This window comes from Streptomyces sp. NPDC056600, from assembly GCF_042792855.1.
Lineage (GTDB): Bacteria > Actinomycetota > Actinomycetes > Streptomycetales > Streptomycetaceae > Streptomyces.
The window spans coordinates 1-18,254 of sequence record NZ_JBHTVQ010000091.1 but is presented as its reverse complement, the minus strand read 5'-3'; the positions used below and the strand labels follow the sequence as shown (position 1 = coordinate 18,254).

Sequence of the window (18,254 nt, the reverse complement as noted above, 5' to 3'; positions counted from 1 at the left end):
CCAACTCACCCCGGAGCCGTTCCACTTCCCCCAGCTTCACTCCGGAAGGCTGCCCACCACCAGCCGAGATCACTCAACGTAACGAAGCACTACTAGGCGTCAGCGCCCGATCTGCTTGCGTGAGACCCGGCGGAGCCGGCGTCGCTGCCCCGGGTCCAGGGCGAAGTAGGCGGCGGGGACTCCGAGCACTATGAGCAGGGACACCCACCACGGCAGCCAGAACAGCAGGACCAGTCCGGCTGCCGTGGCCCCTGCGGCGATCTTCGCGTTCCTCGACATCTTCGGTCGCCTCCTTCGCGGCGCGTTGCCGCTCTTCCTCCAGTGAACGCCCTGGGGCTCCCGGACGGTTCCTCCCGGAGCCCCGACAGGCCCCCGACCCACCCCTGAGAAAACCCTGAGACGCCGCCCTTAGGCCGACCGGGCGACCGCGCACACCCGCGCACACCCCGTGAACGCACCCGCCCCGCACCGCCGAAGCGGTGCGGGGCGGGTGTCGCCTGACGGGGCGGTGATCAGCCGCGGGCGCCGAGCAGGTGCTCCATGGCCAGCTGGTCGAGGCGCTCGAACGCCATGCCGCGCGCGGCGGCGGCGTCGACGTCGAACTCCTCGAAGGCGGAACGGTCCGCGAGCAGGCCCTCGAGGCCGTCCGCGGCGGTCTGCTGGGCCAGCTCGTCGAGGCGGGCGGCGCGCAGCGCCTCCTGGACCTCCGGGTCGGCGCGGAAGGCCAGCGCGCGCTCCTTGAGCAGGAGGTAGTTGCGCATGTTGCCGGCCGCCGACGCCCAGACGCCGTCGATGTCCTCGGTCCGCGGGGGCTTGAAGTCGAAGTGCTTCGGGCCCGCGTAGTCGGAGCTCTCCAGCAGGTCGACCAGCCAGAACGCCTGGCGCAGGTCACCGGCGCCGAAGCGGAAGTCCTGGTCGTACTTGATGCCGGACTGGCCGTTGAGGTCGATGTGGAAGAGCTTGCCCGCCCACAGCGCCTGGGCGATGCCGTGCGGGAAGTTCAGACCGGCCATCTGCTCGTGACCGACCTCCGGGTTGACGCCGACCATCTCGGGGCGCTCGAGGCGCTCGATGAAGGCCAGGGCGTGACCGATGGTGGGGAGGAGGATGTCGCCGCGGGGCTCGTTCGGCTTGGGCTCGATGGCGAACTTCAGGTCGTAACCCTGGGAGACGACGTAGTCGCCGAGGAGGTCGAAGGCCTCCTTCATCCGGTCGAGGGCGACGCGGACGTCCTTGGCGGCACCGGACTCGGCGCCCTCACGGCCGCCCCAGGCGACGTAGGTGGTGGCGCCCAGCTCGACGGCGAGGTCGATGTTGCGGATGACCTTGCGCAGCGCGTAGCGGCGGATGTCGCGGTCGTTGGCGGTGAAGCCGCCGTCCTTGAAGACCGGGTGGGTGAAGAGGTTGGTGGTGGCCATCGGCACCTTCATGCCGGTGGCGTCCAGCGCCTCGCGGAAGCGCTTGACGATGGCCTCACGCTCGGCGTCCGAGGAGCCGAAGGGGATCAGGTCGTCGTCGTGGAAGGTCACGCCGTAGGCACCGAGCTCGGCGAGGCGGTTGACGCTCTCCACCGGGTCGAGGGCGGGACGGGTGGCGTCGCCGAAGGGGTCCTTGCCCTGCCAGCCGACGGTCCAAAGACCGAAAGTGAACTTGTCCTCGGGGGTGGGCTGGATGCTCATGACGTGGCTCCTCGCTCGGGATCGACTATTTCGTCAGGCCGGTTTACAAATTAGTATGCAACCACGTCGCTGGGAAGAGACAACCCGGGGCTGTGACCCGCGTGACGGATCCGGCCGGGCGACGAAGCGTGGCGCTCACGGCCGACACGGTCGCGAGTACCACGGTCCACCAGGCAGAATCCCGCATGCCGCGGAACCACAGGGAGAGCCCGATGTCAGCCAGCGAGGGTACGTACGTCGTCGGCGTGGATTCGTCCACCCAGTCCACCAAGGCGCTGGTCGTCGACGTCGCCACCGGGCGCGTCGTGGCGAGCGGCCAGGCCAAGCACACGGTCACCGGCGGCGACCGCCGCGAGAGCGACCCGAGCGTCTGGTGGGACGCGCTGTGCTCGGCGCTGGAGCAGTGCGGGGACGTGGTCCGCGAGGCGAAGGCGATCTCGGTCGGCGGTCAGCAGCACGGCCTGGTGACCCTGGACGCCGCCGGTGAGCCCGTGCGCCCCGCGATGCTGTGGAACGACGTCCGCTCCGCCCCGCAGACCCGCCGCCTGATCGAGGAGCTCGGCGGCCCGGAGGCCTGGGCCGAGCGCACCGGCTCCGTGCCCAGCACCTCGTTCACGGTCACCAAGTGGGCCTGGCTGATGGAGCACGAGCCGGAGGCCGCCGCCCGCGTCGCCGCCGTGCGCCTGCCGCACGACTACCTGACCGAGCGGCTGACCGGCGAGGGCACCACGGACCGCGGTGACGCCTCGGGCACCGGCTGGTGGGCGTCGGCGACGGAGGAGTACGACGCCAAGACCCTCGAGCACATCGGCCTGGACGCGGCCCTGCTCCCGCGCGTGGTCCGCCCGGGCGAGGCCGCCGGCACGGTCCGCTCCGGCCTGCCGCTGGCGGAGGGCGTGCTGGTCGCGCCCGGCACCGGCGACAACGCCGCCGCCGCGCTCGGCCTGGGCGTGCGTCCCGGCACCCCGGTGATGAGCCTGGGCACCTCCGGTGTCGTCTACGCGGTGACCGGGCGCCGTCCGGCCGACCCGACGGGCACGGTGGCCGGCTTCGCCGCGGCCAACGACGGCTGGCTGCCGCTGGCCTGCACGCTGAACTGCACGCTGGCCGTCGACCGCATGGCCGAGCTGCTCGGCCTCGACCGGCAGGCCGTGGAGCCCGGTTCCGGCGTGACGATGCTGCCCTACCTGGACGGCGAGCGGACCCCTGCCCTGCCGCACGCCTCGGGCCTGATCCACGGTCTGCGCCACGACACCACGCCGGGCCAGCTGCTGCAGGCCGCCTACGACGGCGCGGTGCACTCGCTGCTGGCCGCGCTGGACCTGGTCCTGGACGAGGACGCCGATCGCACCACCCCGCTGCTCCTGATCGGCGGCGGCGCGCGCGGCGACGCCTGGCGCAACACCGTGCGCCGCCTGTCCGGCCGCCCGGTGCAGATCCCGCAGGCGCAGGAGCTGGTGGCGCTCGGCGCCGCGGCGCAGGCCGCCGGTCTGCTGACCGGTGAGGACCCGGCCGCCGTCGCCCGCCGCTGGAACACCGCGGACGGCCCGGTGCTGGACGCCGTGGAGCGTGACGACGCCGCGCTGGAGCGCATCGGCTCGGTGCTCTCGGCCGCCACGCCGCTGCTCGAGGGCGCCTGACCCGACCGCGACGACCCGCGGTTCCGCACGGAACCGCGGTCGGAGATCATGGGGCGGACGACCGCCCGGCCTCCCGCGTCCGTGGACGCGCGGGGCCGGGCCCAGGAAGAGGTATGACCGCACGCAAGCAGCTCCCCGACACCCAGGCCGGCATGCGCCGGCGCAACCTCGGCAGGGTGATGCACACCGTGCGCGACGAGGGTCCGCTCTCGCGCGCCGCGGTGGCCTCGCGCATAGGCCTGACCAGGGCCGCCGTCTCGACCCTCGTCGACGACCTGGTGCGGTGGGGGCTGCTCGAGGAGCTGGGTCCCGAGCGCAACGGCACGGCGGGCCGCGGCCGGCCCGGCTCCGCGCTCACGGTCAGCGCGCACGGTCCGGCCGGCATCGGCGCCGAGGTCGGCGTCGACCACCTCGCGGTGTGCGCGGTCGACCTGCGCGGCGAGGTGCGGGCCCGTGCGGTCCGCTACGGGCCCAACCGCGGGCGTGCGCCGGAGCCGGTGCTGGAGGAGCTCGGCGACCTGGTCCGCCAGGTGGTGACGGAGGCCGACGGCGAGGGGCTCTGGCCCGCGGGGCTCAAGGTCGCGGTGCCCGGTCTGGTGGCGCGCGACACCCGGACCGTGGTCCGCGCCCCCAACCTGGGCTGGCACCGGACGGACCTGGGCGCCCTGCTCTCCTGCGGACTCGAGCCGAGCGTCGACAACGAGGCCAACCTGGGCGGCCTGGCCGAGCTGTGGCTGGGCAAGGACACCCCGCCCGACTTCCTGCACGTGTCCGCCGAGATCGGCATCGGTGCGGCCCTGGTCGTGGACGGCCGGCTGCTGCGTGGCGTCCGGGGCTTCGCGGGCGAGCTCGGCCATGTGCCGGTGCGCCCCGACGGGCCGCCGTGCGGCTGCGGCGGCGTGGGCTGCCTGGAGCAGTACGCCGGTGAGGACGCGGTGCTGCGCAAGGTCGGCCTCGACCCCGGCGAGGGCCGGGTGGGTCTGCTCGCGGAGCGCGCGGAGGCGGGAGACGAGGCGGTCCGGGCCGCGCTCGGGGACGCGGGGTCGGCACTGGGCATCGCCCTGACCGGGGCGGTCAACCTGCTGGACCCGCAGGCCGTGGTGCTCGGCGGTGAGCTGTCGGCCCTGGCTCCATGGGTGCTGCCGACGCTGCGCGAGGAGCTGTCGGCCCGCACGGCGGGGCGTACCTGCGAGGTGTCGGTCTCGCGGCTGGGCCCCGAGGGGCCGCTGCTGGGCGCCGCGCACTCGGTCATCCGCGGCGTGCTCGACGACCCGGCCTCGGTGGCGGAGCGGGACGCCTGAGGGCCCCGCTCCCCCGCCGCGTGCGGTGCGCCCGTGGGGAGCCCGTTCAGCAGAACCAGCCGTTCTGCACCCAACCCCGGCGGTTGATGTCCCCGTAGGCGAAGCCGTAGACCCAGTCCCCGCCGGCCTGTTCGACCAGGAAGGTCTGTCCCCGGTACAGGGTGCCCATCCACGCCCCGTGCGGCGCGGTGGTCCGCACGTACAGGTCCTGGGCGCAGACGGTCTCGCGGACGCCGGCCCTGCCGTCGGCTGCGGCGGCGGGACTCGCGGAGAGGGCGGTCGTCCCGGCCAGGGCCAGGAGCAGGGCGGTGAGCGTACGCGTGCGCGTCATCAGGCGTCCTCCACGTGGTCCGGTGACAGGGATCACCAGGAACCGAACCCGCCCAGGCACTCCTGCCGGACGTAGCCCCAGTCGTTGGGTCCGTAGTCGAAGGTGGCCGCCCAGCCGTTGTAGACCGGGTGGGCGCCGCGGGTGTGGCCGACCTTGTCGCCCCGGTACAGCACCCGCTTCAGGCCGGTCGGGCCGGAGGAGCTGTCGTAGTTGGCGTAGAAGCTGGCGCTGTCGCAGACGATGACCGCGTGCTCCGGTGGCGTGGGGGCCGCCTGTCCGGCGCCGGCCGCGCCCAGGACGAGCATCGCGGCGGAGGACAGGACAAGACTCGCCCGTGCAGTCGTGTTCATGACAGAGATGATGGCCGACGAGGCGCGAGAAGTCAGCACCCCGGCGCGAGGTACGCCGAGGGGGCGGTCCCGCCGTCGCGGAACCGCCCCCTCGATCACGTGGTCCTAACGCTCCTCGCGGAACAGGACGTGCTCCCGGGTCACCGGGTCGTACTTGCGCAGGGTCATCCGGTCCGGGTCGCTCAGCCGGTTCTTCCGCGTCACGTACGTGACCCCGGTTCCGGCGGTCGACCTCAGCTTCACCACGGGACGTGCGGTACTCCGTGCCATGGGTCCTCCTCTCGATCGGTTCATGCCAACAGCGCGGACCGGCGTCGCATTCCCCGGGCGTCCCGTGGCGGGAGCTCCGGCTCCCGGCCCCGCACCCTCCTCCACCGAATCCCTCCGCCCGACGCCTTGCCGCCCTCCCCGCCCCGCACGAGGATGTGACGAAGACCGCACGTCGCCGTCGCCTTGCGGGGAGCCGAGTTGACCGATCCATGGGTGGCCCTGGAGCCGGGAGCCGATCCGGCGGAGCGGGCACGGGACCTGCGCCGGGCCCACGAGACGTTCACCCTGGCCGGAACCGTCCCCCGGCCGGTGCGCCCGGTGGTCGCGGAGTCCTGGCGGCGCTCCGCCCGGGCCGGTGTCGGACCCGACCGCTCGGCGGACGTCGAACTGACCGACGCCGACCTCGACGCCTACCGCGCCGAGCACCCGCTCTCCCGGATGATGCCGCTGATCCGTGAGCTGGTCGGCACCTTCGCGGACGACGGCGGCCATCTGCTGGCGGTCTGCGACGCGCACGGACGGCTGCTGTGGGTGGAGGGCTGCCCCTCGGTGCGGCGGCGCGCGGACGCGATGAACTTCGTACCGGGCGCCCGCTGGTCGGAGAGCGCGGTGGGCACCAACGCGCCCGGCACCGCCGTCGCCGTCGACCGCCCCGTGCAGGTGTTCACCGCGGAGCACTTCTGCCGTCAGGCGCAGCCGTGGACCTGCGCCGCCGCCCCTGTGCACGATCCCCGCACCGGCCGGACGCTCGGCGCCGTCGACATCACCGGGGGCGACGGACTGGCCCACCCGCACAGCCTCGGCTTCGTCCAGGCCGTGGCCCGCGCCGTCGAGTCGCAGCTCGCCCTGCTGGCGCCGCCGCCGCACGGGGACGGCGCCCTGGAACTCACCGCGCTCGGCCGGGACGAGGCGCTGCTGCGGGCGCCCGGCGGACGGCGGCTGCGCCTGAGCAGGCGGCACTCGGAGATCATGGTGCTGCTCGCGCGCCACCCCGAGGGCCTGGGCGGCGAGGAGCTGGCCTGCGCGCTCTACCCGGACGAGACCGTGCCACCGGTGACCCTGCGCGCCGAACTGACGCGACTGCGACGGACGTTGGGCCCTGACGTGCTGGCCTCACGGCCGTACCGGCTGACCCTGCCGGTGGAGGCGGACGTGGATCTGGTGGAGCGGCGGCTGGAGACCGGCGCGGTCGCCGCGGCGGCGGCCGCGTACCCGGGACCGCTGCTGCCCTCCTCGCAGGCCCCCGCGGTGATCCGGCTGCGGCGGCGGACGGCGGACGGCCTGCGCGCGGCGCTGATCGCCCGGGGTGACGCGGACCTGCTGGCCGACTGGGCGCACTCCCCGTGGGGCGAGGACGACCTCGACGTCTGGCGCGCCCTCGCCGCGGTCCGCCCCACCCCCGCCGTCCGCTCCCGGCTCACCGCCCTGGAGCGCGAACTCGGCCTCCCGGCAGCGCTGTTCGCACCTGGGCGACGGCACGCAACGTCCGTGCAACGTCGGTCCTCCTAGCCTGCCCGACCAGAGCTGATCGAGCCGTCCGACGGCGGGCGGCGCATCTCCGGGAGGCAGACAGATGACCCGTTACGCAGCACCGGGCACCGAGGGCGCGATCGTCTCCTACCAGTCGCGGTACGACCACTTCATCGGCGGCGCGTACGTGCCGCCGGCCCGCGGCCAGTACTTCGAGAACCCGTCCCCCGTGAACGGGCAGCCGTTCACCGAGGTCGCGCGCGGCACCGGGGAGGACGTGGAACGCGCCTTGGACGCCGCCCACGCCGTCGCGCCGGGCTGGGGCCGCACGTCCGCGACGGAACGCGCCGGCATCCTGCTGAAGATCGCGGACCGGATGGAGGCGAACCTGGAGAAGCTGGCGGTCGCCGAGAGCTGGGAGAACGGCAAGCCGGTCCGCGAGACGCTGGCCGCCGACATCCCTCTGGCGATCGACCACTTCCGCTACTTCGCGGGAGCCGTCCGCGCCCAGGAGGGCTCCCTCGCGGAGATCGACGACGACACCGTCGCCTACCACTTCCACGAGCCGCTGGGCGTGGTCGCCCAGATCATCCCGTGGAACTTCCCGATCCTGATGGCGGTCTGGAAGCTCGCCCCCGCGCTGGCGGCGGGCAACGCGGTCGTCCTCAAGCCCGCCGAGCAGACGCCCGCCTCGATCCACTACTGGCTGAGTCTGGTCTCCGACCTGCTCCCGCCGGGCGTCCTCAACATCGTCAACGGCTTCGGCGTGGAGGCCGGCAAGCCGCTGGCCTCCAGCCCGCGGGTCGCCAAGGTCGCGTTCACCGGCGAGACCACCACCGGCCGCCTGATCATGCAGTACGCCTCGGAGAACATCACCCCGGTCACCCTGGAACTGGGCGGCAAGTCGCCGAACATCTTCTTCGACGACGTCTCGCGCTCCCGCGACGACTTCTTCACGAAGGCGCTGGAGGGCTTCGCCATGTTCGCCCTCAACCAGGGCGAGGTCTGCACCTGCCCCTCCCGCGCGCTGATCCAGCGCGGTCACTACGGCGACTTCCTCGCCGCGGCCGTCGAGCGGACGGAGCGGATCGTCCCGGGCCACCCGCTGGACACCGACACGATGATCGGCGCCCAGGCCTCCAACGACCAGTTGGAGAAGATCCTGTCCTACCTGGACATCGGCCGCCAGGAAGGAGCCAAGGTGCTCACCGGGGGCGAACGCATCGACCACGGTGGCGAGTTGCAGGGCGGTTACTACGTCCAGCCGACCATCTTCGAGGGCGACAACAGCATGCGGATCTTCCAGGAGGAGATCTTCGGCCCGGTCGTCTCCGTCACCTCCTTCGACGACTTCGACGACGCGATGAAGATCGCCAACGACACCCTCTACGGCCTGGGCGCCGGCGTCTGGACCCGCGAGTCCACCACCGCCTACCGGGCGGGCCGCGCCATCCAGGCGGGCCGCGTGTGGACCAACTGCTACCACGCCTACCCGGCGCACGCCGCCTTCGGCGGATACAAGGGCTCGGGCATCGGCCGCGAGACCCACAAGATGATGCTGGAGCACTACCAGCAGACGAAGAACCTCCTGGTCTCCTACTCCGCCAAGGAGGTCGGGTTCTTCTGAGACCCGCGGAAGGGTGCCTGTCCGGCGAGGACGCGGGGCAGGCACCCTTCCGTCGTCCCCCGGCGACCGGTGACGGCCGGAGCCGGAGCCGCCTGCTGGATCTTGAGATGACGGACGGCCCGTGGCAGGCTCATGCCGCATGATCGACGACTTCGCGAAGGACACCCTGCACGGGAGACTGCGCCAGGACCGCACGGCGCTGCTCTGGAAGCTCGACGGCCTGTCGGAGTACGACGCCCGTCGGCCCCTGACCGCGACCGGGACCAACCTGCTCGGCCTGGTCAAGCACGTGGCCACCGTCGAGGCCAGGTACTTCGGCGAGGTCTTCGGCCGCCCTTCCCCGGAGCCGCTGCCCCGGTGGCAGGACTCCGACGGCAGCGATCTGTGGGCTGCCGAGGACGAGACCCGCGAGCAGATCGTCGCGTTCTACCGGCGCACCTGGGAGCACGCCGACGCGACGATCGACGGGCTCCCCCTCGACGCCCCCGGCCGCGTGCCGTGGTGGTCCGGACCCCATGCCGACACCAACCTGTTCGGCGTGCTGATCCACGTGCTCGGCGAGACCGTCCGGCATACCGGGCACGCCGACATCCTGCGCGAGGGCCTCGACGGCCGCACCGGGCTGCGGCCCCAACACGAACAGCGGATCGACGAGGAGGCCCGCGCGGCCCACCGGGCGAAGATCGAGCGGGCCGCGAGGGCGGTGGCGCCGCACGAGGCCTGAAGGGCTGTCCCGTAACCGTCGGCCCCAGGCGATCGGTACCTTCAGCAGGGCCGCGAACGGTCCGTGCGGAGAACTTCTGACTGATGGTGATGAGCCTGCGATGAGTGAACTGACGAAGCCCGAGGTCGCCTTGCCGGAGGGCGACGCTCCTACTGAGCTGACCGTCCGGGACCTGGTCGTCGGGGACGGAGACGAGGTGAGGCCGGGCATGGTGGTCCTGGTCCACTACGTCGGGGTGACCTTCGAGTCCGGGAAGCAGTTCGACGCCTCCTGGGACCGCGATCAGCCGTTCAAGTTCGCCCTGGGCGGTGGCAAGGTCATCAAGGGCTGGGACCGGGGGGTGAGGGGGATGAAGGTCGGCGGTCGACGCGAGATCATCGTTCCCCCGCGTCTCGGCTACGGCAGTCAGTCGCCCTCGCCGTTGATCCCGGCCGGCTCGACCCTGGTCTTCGTCGTCGACCTGCTGGACTCGTACTCCAGCACCCACGGGTGGAGCAACACCTGGAGGTCCTGACAAGGGCGTGTGAGTGGCGGTGATCGATCACCGGTCCGACGCCGAGGGCCCACACCCTGCGCGCCGGGGGCGCCTGGAGCGGCCCTACCGACCTCCGGGGGCGGGCGGTGGCCCCCCCGCCCGCCCCCGGAGCGACCAGGGTCGGTCCCGGCGGCCGGTTGCCGCCGGGACCGCCGTCAGGTGTTGTTCACGAGGCGCCAGCGGTTGTCCGCGGAGCCGTCGTCGGGGGCCTGGACCGCGAAGGCGCCGCGGGCGGTGGAGTTGCCGGCGATGCCGAGGAGCTTGCCGCTGTGGGCGTTGCGGATCTTGTAGGTCCCGTCGCCCTGGGCCAGCAGCGTCCAACGGTGGTCGGCGGTGCCGTTGTCCGCCCACTGAAGGACGGTCGCGTTGTCGGCCGTCGACATGTCCTGCACGCCGAGCACCTTGGCGCTGTGGACGTTGCGCAGACGGACCGCGTCGCCGTCGGTGATCATCTCCCAGTTGTGGTCGGCCGTGCCCGAGTCGTCCCACTGCAGGGCGCGGCCACCGTCCGCGGTGGACATGTCCTGGACGCCCAGGACCATGCCGCTGGCCGCGTTGACCAGCCGGACGGATCCGGTCGGCGTGCCGGAGCCGCCGCCGGTGTTCCAGTAGACGGTGTAGTTGTGTCCGTGCGCGTCGTGGAACGGGCCGAGGTTGACGGTGGACCCGCCGGCCGTGGCGGTGAAGGCCAGCGAGGTGCTGTTGGTGCGCCTGAGCGTGGCGGTGTCCAGGCGCGGCAGGGAGGTGAGCGTGGTGTTGCCGTAGTTGCCGGACAGCACGACCGGGCCGTAGGTGACCGCGGCGACGTCCGGGTTGTCGTTGGCCGCCCGTACGACGACCCGCATGGGCAGCCGGACGGTGACCGTGTCGCCGGCGCTCCAGGTACGGGTGAGGGTGGCGTAGCTGCCGGGGGTGGCCTGGATGTTCTGGACGGCGCCGTTGACGCTGACGGTGGCGCCCGTGGTCCAGGCGGGGATGCGGATGCGCAGGGGCCAGGTGCCGCCGGCGTTCCCGGTGACCTGGAGGGTGGTGGTGTCGCCCACCGGATAGGAGGTGGTCTGGGTGACGGTGATGCCGCGCTGCGACCAGTTCAGGACCGAGGGCACGAACAGGTTGACGGTCAGGGTGTCGCCGTTGTGGAAGTACACCGAGTCCATCAGCCGGGTGTGCATCTCCAGGCCGGTTCCCTGGCAGCACCAGAACGAGTTGTAGTCCGTGCTCCACGTGCCCCCGCCCCAGGCCGGCCCCACGCCGCGTCTGCCGCCCGGGTTCAGCGGGGTGAAGTAGGTGACGTGTCCGTGGGAGTCGGCCGGGTTCTGCTGGCCGATCATCTGGTTCAGCCAGGCCCGCTCGTAGTAGTCGAAGTACTCCGCCCGGTCCGGCTCGAGCGTGTACAACTCCCGCGTGAGGTCCAGCATGTTGAAGGTGTTGCAGCTCTCGCAGGTGTCCTGGTTCAGGTAGCCGGCGATGGCGTTCGGGGCCCGGAAGTGCTCGGCCTGGCTGTTGCCGCCGATGGCGTAGGTGTGCGCGCCGACGCAGATCTTCCAGGCGTTGCCGGCGATGTCGCGGTAGCGGGTGGTGCCGGTGGCCTTGAACTCCCGCACCGCGCCGATCCACTTGGGGACCTGGGTGTTGGCGTGCAGTCCGTTCAGCCGGTCCTGGTTGGCCGCCAGCGGGTCGAAGACCGAGGCGTGGTCGAACCTCCGCGCGACGGTGAGCCATCGTGCGTCGCCGGTCTGCTGGTACAGGTCGGCCAGCACGTCGTTCATGCCGCCGAACTCGGTGCCGAGCATCGCCTGCATCTGTGCGGTGCTCAGCGCGCCGGTGCGCCGGTCGACCCAGGCGGCGAGGGAGAGCAGCACGTCGCGGGCCTGGGTGCTGCCGATCAGGCGCCAGACGTCCAGCAGGCCGGCGAGCGTCTTGTGGACCGCGTAGTAGGGCACGTTACCGTTGGACAGGGTCCGCTGCTCGAGCGCGGTGAAGTCCGACTCGGGGAACCCGGAGAGGTATCCGGCGCCGAACCCGGCCGCGGCGTTGTTGGCCTGGCACTTGGCCAGCTCGGCGACCATGCGGGTCGCCTTGTCCCGGCACACGGTGTCGCCGGTCACCGCGTAGGACTGCGCCCAGGCGGTGAGGAAGTGTCCCTGCACATGGGTGCGGAAGGGGAACGACGGGGCGTCCCAGCCGCCGTTCGCCGACGCCCCGTTGGTGGGCAGCCGGTGGTTGGCTCGGAAGTTGTACAGCAGCCGGTCGACGTCGACGAACCGCAGATAGTTCAGTGTGCGGTTCTGGTTGTCCAGCCACCGGCTCGCGGTCAGCCGCACCTGCCCCAACTCGAAGGGATGGGCCAGGACCCCGATGTCGGCACGCGCGGGAGGGAGGACGGCCGCCTGCGCGGGCGAGCCGCCCAGAAGCGGCTCGGCGACGGACGCGACGGCCGCCGCCCCGGCGGTCTGCAGAAGGCGCCGTCTGCTGAGGGGTAAGGACACCGTGCACCTCTTTTCTTTCCTTGGTCGGAGGTCTCCCGTCGGAGACCGGGTCCGGGGGTTACGGCGCGACGCGGAAGGTGGCGTCCTGCCGGTCCGAAGCGCTGGACGCCGTGTCGAGCGGGTCGATGCGCAGCTGGTAGTTGCTGTGCCGCAGGTAACGGGTGGGGAAGTTGTGGGAACGGAACGACGCCCAGGAGGAGTCGGCGAGGCCCGCCGTCCGCTGGAAGGTCGCGTCAGCCCGGAAGGTGGCGGTGCCGTCGTCCGGGTCGAGACGCACGGCGTAGTTGCTGTGCCGCAGGTAGTTGCCCGGGTAGTTGACGGACTCGAAGGAGACACCCGAGGAGGAGGCGAGCCCGGGGACGGTCCGCCACAGCTGGTCCTGGTACGGGTCGAAGGGGTAGGCGTCGATACGGCCCAGGCGGTCGGCGTGCCGCACGAAGCGGTCGGGGAAGTTGTACGACTTCAGCCGCACCCACTCGGGTGCGCCCCAGCGGCCGACCGCGGCCGCGTACTCGGCGTCGGTGATGCCGATGATGGAGCCGTGCTTGGAGTTCAGCGGGGGCGTGTAGTCGCGCTGGTTCATCGGCGCCCAGGAGTTGGCGCCGATGTTCGTCTGCGACCAGGCGTAGTAGTCGTTGTTGACCGGGCTGAACGAGTCGCCCCACAGCCGCCAGCCGCCCTCGTTGTTCCTGACGAGCAGGGGCGCCTCGATGGCGTTCCCCTGTCTGAGCCCACTGGTGTAGGTGGTGAAGCTGTTGGGCGCGCCGGTGGAGGACCTCGCACCGTAGAGCAGGCCGTCGCTGAGGTTCTTGTAGTACAGGTAGGTGGTGCCGCCGTCCACGACGACGTCGCCGTCCAGGACGCCGGGGCTGGGGCTGAAGTACACCTGGGGCGAGCCGACCGAACGGAAGTCGGTGGTCCAGTTGGCCATCAGGACGTCGCGTCCGCCGTTGACCGCCGAGTAGACGATGCCGTACTGACCGCGGGAGGCGTCCCAGAAGGCGGTCGGCGCCCAGGTGTGGGTGCTCGACGTGTGCATCTGGAGGCGGCGGTAGCCGGTGAACCCGCTGAGGTCGGTCGAGTCGTAGACGTGCAGGTACTGGCTCCAGCGGCTGAAGTCGGTGCCCTTGAGGTCGGTGGCGAGCACGACGAAGGCGCCGTCCTGCTTGCGGAGGATGAAGGGGTCGCGCAGGCCCTGTTCGCCGGCGGAAGGGGTGACGACGGGACGGTTCTGGTTCAGCGGGGTCCAGTTGAGTCCGTCCCGGCTGACCGCCAGGTGCAGGCCGTAGTCCGCGCCCTGGCCGTTCGGGGATTCGGTGAAGTAGACCATGGCGTATGCCGTGTTGGCCGCCGCGACGGCCGAGGGGGCCGCCGCCGCGCGCGTGGCGGGCGCGAGGGCTCCGAGCGCGGCTCCCGCCGCGGCCAGACCGAACGATCGTCTGCTGAGGTGCATGCTCTCTCTCCAGCTCTGCTGTCGGGCTCGGGACGCCGGCCTCCTCCTCGGATCTCGGCCCACGCGCGGGGAGGAGGTGACCGCGGCGGAGCCGGGTGCGGCAGGAGGAGCGGGGGGTGCCACAGGCCGTGAGGCGATCACGGAAGGCCGGCCCTGGGCCGGTCCTATGAGCGGTAGGGCTGTTCGGCAGTCAGTGTGAGCGCTAACACTCTCGGGGAGCAAGAGTCGTGCGCCGGATGAGGCGGTGGAGGCGGTTCCGAGCCAGCGGCCGGTGCATCACGGGGAACGCGTTCGTCCAGTTCAGAGCCGTGGAATGTTAGCGCTCACAATCGGTCCCCGCAGCAGGCTCGGCCGATTCACGTCGGTCCGGCGCGTTCGTGACTCCCCTAGGATGCCCTGACCGGCCGGAGTGAAGGGGTTCACGTGGCGGAGGTACCCGGCGCACGCGCGGAGTTGGACCGGCTCGGGCGTGACCTCCGAGCGGCGCTCGTGAAGTTGGTCGAGGACCTCACCCCTGGCACCGACCTCGGCCTGCTCCCTCTCGGTGAGCCCGCGGTCGTCGACTGGCACGAGCCCCTGGGGTACCGGTACTCCACCACGTTCCGCGGGCACCGACCCGCCGGAGTCGCCGCCGCCGGCATCGTGCCCCGTGCGGCGAGGTCGCTCGGCCGGGCCGGGTGGGAGGTCCTGGAGCCGGCGGAGGACGAGGAGGGCGGGAAGGGCGGGGAGCCCGAGTGGGCCACCGACGACACGGGTGACCGGTACCGCCTGACCGCCCGCCACCCCGACGGCAACGTCGTCGAGCTCCGTGTGGACGCCTACGGCTCCGCCGTGCTGTTCCTCGGGCGGACCCCGGTGACGGCCCTGTACGAGCCGCGGGAGTTCCGGTGGCCGGAGCCGGTCCGGACGTCCGCGACGCTCGCGCCCGGCCACCTGCTCTGCTACGAGTGCGACGGCCTCGGCGCCTGCGACTGCTGCGGGGGCCGCGGGTGGCTGCCGAGCGAGCCGCACGGGCGCGGCCGCTGCCCCCAGTGCGCCACCCGGCGTGTCTGCCCCATCTGCCGCGGCGCGGGTGAGCTGGCACTTTCCCAGTTGTCGGCCTACCAGAGGACCCAGTATCCGGAGCTGAGCCCCTGACCGTGCCCGCGGCGGTCCCGCACCACAGCGGGAAAGTGAGGCCGACGAGGCCGGCGTTGCCGCCGTGGCGCGGCGGCAACCGAGGCGACCGGTCCCTCGCCGCCAGGCCTCCTCGCGGGCGGCGGCCCGCGAGGAGCACCTGGCGCGCCCTCTCCTCCTCGCCCGGGAGCGGCGTGGACAACTCAGGCGCTCATGGGAGCAGTCTCGGGCGTGTTGGTCGTGCGCGGTCAGCGCGTCACCACGGCGCCGGCGACGGCGGCGGAACCACCGGGGGGCGGTCGTCGCAGGTGAGGGTGTTGGGCAGGAGCCACTCCCCCAGCCAGGGGCCGGCCGTCCCGCCGCCGTCGTTGCCCCCGAGGTCGGTCAGGGCGAACTCGGAGCCGGCCGGGGTGAAGTGGAAGGTTCCGCAGTTGTTGACGCCGACCGCGCCCACGTTGCGGGCGTCGACGTTCTCGAAGGTCGCGCCGCCCGCCGCCCGGGCGCTCACCACGGAGGTGCCGGTGCCGTCCACCCTGACGTCCGTGAAGTGGACGTCGTCGATGGAGTACAGGTCCTTCACCGGCCAGTCCGCGACCAGCATGATCGCGTTGTAGGTGCTGTCGAGGTAGTGGTCGCCGGTCACCCGGATGTCGGCGGCGATGTCCTTGTCCAGTGCCGAGAACCAGATCGCGCCGAGGCCGATCTTCCAGTTCAGTTCGTAGGTGCCCGCCCGCACCGTGGTGTTGTTCCTGATCCACAGGTGCCCGGTGAACGGCTCGGCGCCGAAGCGCGCGCCGACGTGCAGGGCGCTGCCCTCGCGGACCGGGTCGGCGATCAGGTTGTGCGAAACGGTGGTGTCCGCGCCGCCGTAGATCGCGATGCCGTTCGCCAGGACCGGCGACTGCACGGTGTTGTGGTCGAAGGTGTTGCGGGCGTTGGTGGTCCTCTCCGCCCACATGGCGAGGCCGTCGTCCCCCGAGTTGCGCACGAGGTTGTTGCGCACGACGGAGTCGGTGACGCCGGTGTGGAAGTTGAGGCCGTCGGCGATCTGGTCGGTGATCACGTTGTTCGTCGCGGTGAAGTTCTTCATCGGGCCGTCGAACCACATGCCCACCTTGGTGTGGTGGAGGTACAGACCGTCGACGGAGGAGTCGCTGAGCGAGCCGCCGATGCCGTTCACCTGGTCGGTGTCGACGCGCTCGCGGACGTCGCCCTCGACGGCGAAACCGGAGAGGTGGACGTCATGGCTGCCGCCCTCGGCGGCGCTTCTGCCGTAGAAGCCGACCCCGGTGTGCGTCGAGCCGTCGGGCGCGGGGGTCTCGAGTTCGACCTCGCGGCCCTTGATGACGGTGTACCAGCTGCCGGCGCCCTCGATCGTGACGTCGTCGACGGCGATGTGCCGGTTCACCTGGTACGTGCCCGGCGGGATGTGGACCGTGCGGTGGGCGCGCCGGGCGTGCGCGATGGCGCGGTCGAGCGCGGCCGCGGACTCACGGCGTCCGGTGGGGTCCGCGCCGAAGGCCAGGACGTTCACCGCCGCGCGGGGAGCGGCCTGCGGTCTGCCGACGCGCTGCGACTCGAGCAGGTCGATCACCGTCCACGCGGCGGTCGACCTGGCGGGCATCGTCAGCCGGACCTTGGCGCCCGCCGGGTGGGTACGCCCGAGCAGGAGGCGCTGCTCGTCGTAGAAGTGGTGCGGACGGAAGGGCTTGGTGATCTGCGGTGCGGGCGTGGTCTCCTTCGGGACGCAGCCGCACTCGGTGATCCACCAGTCGGGGTGCAGCAGGTCGGCGTCCGGGTCGTTGGTGAACGGGTACTGGTTGTAGAGCCAGGAGTACTGCGAGGTCAGGGTCATCGGCGTGCGTCCGCGGCCGTCGACCGTGACGTCGAGGGGCGCGGTGATGCCGCCGCCGTCCGGGGCGTCGGGGATGCTGTAGCGCACGGTGATCGCGTTCGCGTCGGCCGGTAGGGTGAACTCGACGTGCTGCCCCTTCAGCAGCTTGACGGCGGAACGGCCCGACGCCTCGGAGGGCAGCGTGTAGGCGGCGCGGTCGGGGCCGATGGCCGTGCCGGTGGTCGTGGCCGACTCCGCCTCCTGCTCGACGAGGCCGAGGTCCGCGCCTCGGCCGGTGACCAGCGAGGGGGCGAGGCCGGCTCGGGTGGCGGCGGGCACCGTGGCCGTGCGCGTGGCGGCGTCGGCCGCCACGGCCGGGGTGGCGGCGAGTCCCGCCGCCACGGTGAGTGCGGCGAGCAGCAGGGCGACGCCTCGGCGGGGCGGACCGCCCGATCTGCGCGAGGTGGCCGCCGCGGTGAGCTTCCGTGCCATGGAGTCACTCGTTCCTGTGGGTGAGGGGCCCGTGGGGAAGTTGGGCCGATGGGTGCGGTCCTGCGGGTGCGGGTGAGCCGCTGGGGACTTGTGGGAACGATGGGTCGGTGGGTCCGTGATGTCGGGCGTGTCGGTGAGGCACTCAGGTGCGGACCCGGCGGTCCGAGCCCGGTGGTGCGGACCCTGAAGTACGGACCCGGCGGCGCGGACCCGGCGGTGCGGGCGCGTGGCGTGAATCCGTAGGTGGGGCGGGTTGATGGGGCTCCCAGGTGCAGGCCGGTAGGCAGCCCCCCGGGTGGTACGCCCCTGAAGCGGGGCGTCGGCGCGCAAGCCTCGCGTGGCGCTCACCGCCGGGCGTCCCGCAGGCTCCGCAGGAGGGCGACGTCGAGGTGGTCGACCTCTCGCGGTGGGTAGCCGCGGTGGAAGGCGAGCTGCTGCTCGACCGACAGGCACGGCACCGTGCGGCCGTCGAGACGGCCCCGGGCGAAGGCGCCGTGCGGGTAGGGGAAGAAGCCGCCGTGGAGGTCGGGCTGCCGGCCCACCCCGTCGGCGTCGAACACCACCGGGTGGAGGTCGACCCAGCGACGCCCCGGCGCCGCGAGTTCGACCCGTGTCGGTCGCTGGTCGGTCTCCACCCGGTAGCCGAGCGACGCCAGGGCCTCCAGCGCCGCGGGCTCGCCCGCCGCGTCCAGGGCCAGGTCGACGTCCCGGTGCTCGCGCGTCCGCCGCCCCGCCAGGACGTCCACGCCCCAGCCGCCGGCGACCCAGCACCGCGTGCCCGTCGGCTCCAGGGCATCCAGGACGCCGAAGAGGTCCGTGATGTCCATCGCGGTGATGCCTCCTTCGCACTCCGCCGCGGAACCGGCGCCCGCCGCGGGGATGCTGCGCCTTGTCCGCGCGGCCGCTGCCGGTGACGGCGGCCTTGACCTCGCTGGGGGTGTGC

16 protein-coding genes are annotated in these 18,254 nt (G+C 72.4%); 7 read left to right on the top strand and 9 right to left on the bottom strand.

Annotated elements, in window-relative coordinates; genetic code table 11:
* Window positions 1–99 precede the first annotated feature (99 nt).
* On the bottom strand, window positions 100–279 hold the full coding sequence (locus ACFRAV_RS29370; protein ID WP_166026225.1) for a hypothetical protein: 180 nt from the start codon (window positions 277–279) through the stop codon (window positions 100–102).
* A gap of 233 nt (window positions 280–512) precedes the next feature.
* Entirely contained in the window at window positions 513–1,679 is a 1,167-nt protein-coding gene (xylA, locus tag ACFRAV_RS29365; RefSeq protein WP_351115628.1) for a xylose isomerase, read from the bottom strand.
* 212 nt (window positions 1,680–1,891) lie between these two features.
* Between xylA and xylB the strand changes: the two genes are divergently transcribed.
* Window positions 1,892–3,319: a xylulokinase gene (gene xylB, locus ACFRAV_RS29360; protein ID WP_382560031.1), complete on the top strand. Its 1,428-nt coding sequence runs from the start codon at window positions 1,892–1,894 to the stop codon at window positions 3,317–3,319.
* 113 nt (window positions 3,320–3,432) lie between these two features.
* Complete coding sequence (locus ACFRAV_RS29355; RefSeq protein WP_382560028.1) at window positions 3,433–4,620, top strand: ROK family protein; 1,188 nt, start codon at window positions 3,433–3,435, stop codon at window positions 4,618–4,620.
* A 46-nt stretch (window positions 4,621–4,666) separates the two neighbouring features.
* On the opposite strand, the gene ACFRAV_RS29350 is transcribed toward ACFRAV_RS29355, so the two are convergent.
* The 3 genes from ACFRAV_RS29350 to rpmG form a co-directional block, all read right to left on the bottom strand.
* Window positions 4,667–4,951, bottom strand: a complete 285-nt coding sequence (locus ACFRAV_RS29350) for a hypothetical protein (RefSeq protein ID WP_351115624.1) — start codon at window positions 4,949–4,951, stop codon at window positions 4,667–4,669.
* 32 nt (window positions 4,952–4,983) lie between these two features.
* Entirely contained in the window at window positions 4,984–5,301 is a 318-nt protein-coding gene (locus tag ACFRAV_RS29345) for a hypothetical protein (RefSeq protein WP_382560025.1), read from the bottom strand.
* A gap of 105 nt (window positions 5,302–5,406) precedes the next feature.
* Window positions 5,407–5,571: a 50S ribosomal protein L33 gene (gene rpmG, locus ACFRAV_RS29340; protein WP_382560022.1), complete on the bottom strand. Its 165-nt coding sequence runs from the start codon at window positions 5,569–5,571 to the stop codon at window positions 5,407–5,409.
* Between the two features lie 198 nt (window positions 5,572–5,769).
* Between rpmG and ACFRAV_RS29335 the strand changes: the two genes are divergently transcribed.
* From ACFRAV_RS29335 to ACFRAV_RS29320, 4 genes are all read left to right on the top strand, one after another.
* Window positions 5,770–7,080 carry a GAF domain-containing protein gene (locus ACFRAV_RS29335; protein ID WP_382560020.1) on the top strand — a complete coding sequence of 437 codons (1,311 nt, stop codon included), beginning with the start codon at window positions 5,770–5,772 and terminating at the stop codon, window positions 7,078–7,080.
* 64 nt (window positions 7,081–7,144) lie between these two features.
* Window positions 7,145–8,668, top strand: coding sequence for an aldehyde dehydrogenase family protein (locus ACFRAV_RS29330; protein WP_382560017.1), 1,524 nt, complete (start codon window positions 7,145–7,147; stop codon window positions 8,666–8,668).
* A 139-nt stretch (window positions 8,669–8,807) separates the two neighbouring features.
* The gene (locus ACFRAV_RS29325) at window positions 8,808–9,392 is read left to right on the top strand and encodes a DinB family protein (protein ID WP_382560014.1); all 585 of its coding nucleotides are present in this window, start codon (window positions 8,808–8,810) and stop codon (window positions 9,390–9,392) included.
* Window positions 9,393–9,492: 100 nt separating this feature from the next.
* Window positions 9,493–9,906: an FKBP-type peptidyl-prolyl cis-trans isomerase gene (locus ACFRAV_RS29320; protein ID WP_382560011.1), complete on the top strand. Its 414-nt coding sequence runs from the start codon at window positions 9,493–9,495 to the stop codon at window positions 9,904–9,906.
* A 176-nt stretch (window positions 9,907–10,082) separates the two neighbouring features.
* Here the strand turns inward: ACFRAV_RS29320 and ACFRAV_RS29315 are convergent, their stop codons facing one another.
* Both ACFRAV_RS29315 and ACFRAV_RS29310 read right to left on the bottom strand, forming a co-directional pair.
* Entirely contained in the window at window positions 10,083–12,416 is a 2,334-nt protein-coding gene (locus ACFRAV_RS29315) for a beta-L-arabinofuranosidase domain-containing protein (protein ID WP_382560008.1), read from the bottom strand.
* Window positions 12,417–12,474: 58 nt separating this feature from the next.
* Window positions 12,475–13,869: a glycoside hydrolase family 43 protein gene (locus ACFRAV_RS29310; protein WP_382560006.1), complete on the bottom strand. Its 1,395-nt coding sequence runs from the start codon at window positions 13,867–13,869 to the stop codon at window positions 12,475–12,477.
* A gap of 423 nt (window positions 13,870–14,292) precedes the next feature.
* On the opposite strand from ACFRAV_RS29310, the gene ACFRAV_RS29305 reads away from it, so the two are divergent.
* Window positions 14,293–15,006 (top strand): hypothetical protein, encoded by a 714-nt coding sequence (locus ACFRAV_RS29305; RefSeq protein ID WP_382560003.1) that lies wholly within the window; start codon window positions 14,293–14,295, stop codon window positions 15,004–15,006.
* A gap of 235 nt (window positions 15,007–15,241) precedes the next feature.
* Here ACFRAV_RS29305 and ACFRAV_RS29300 read toward each other — a convergent pair whose 3' ends face one another.
* Both ACFRAV_RS29300 and ACFRAV_RS29295 read right to left on the bottom strand, forming a co-directional pair.
* Window positions 15,242–17,311 (bottom strand): glycosyl hydrolase family 28-related protein, encoded by a 2,070-nt coding sequence (locus ACFRAV_RS29300; protein ID WP_382560001.1) that lies wholly within the window; start codon window positions 17,309–17,311, stop codon window positions 15,242–15,244.
* A 344-nt stretch (window positions 17,312–17,655) separates the two neighbouring features.
* Window positions 17,656–18,138, bottom strand: coding sequence for a nucleotidyltransferase domain-containing protein (locus ACFRAV_RS29295; protein WP_382559998.1), 483 nt, complete (start codon window positions 18,136–18,138; stop codon window positions 17,656–17,658).
* Between the last annotated feature and the right edge of the window lie 116 nt (window positions 18,139–18,254).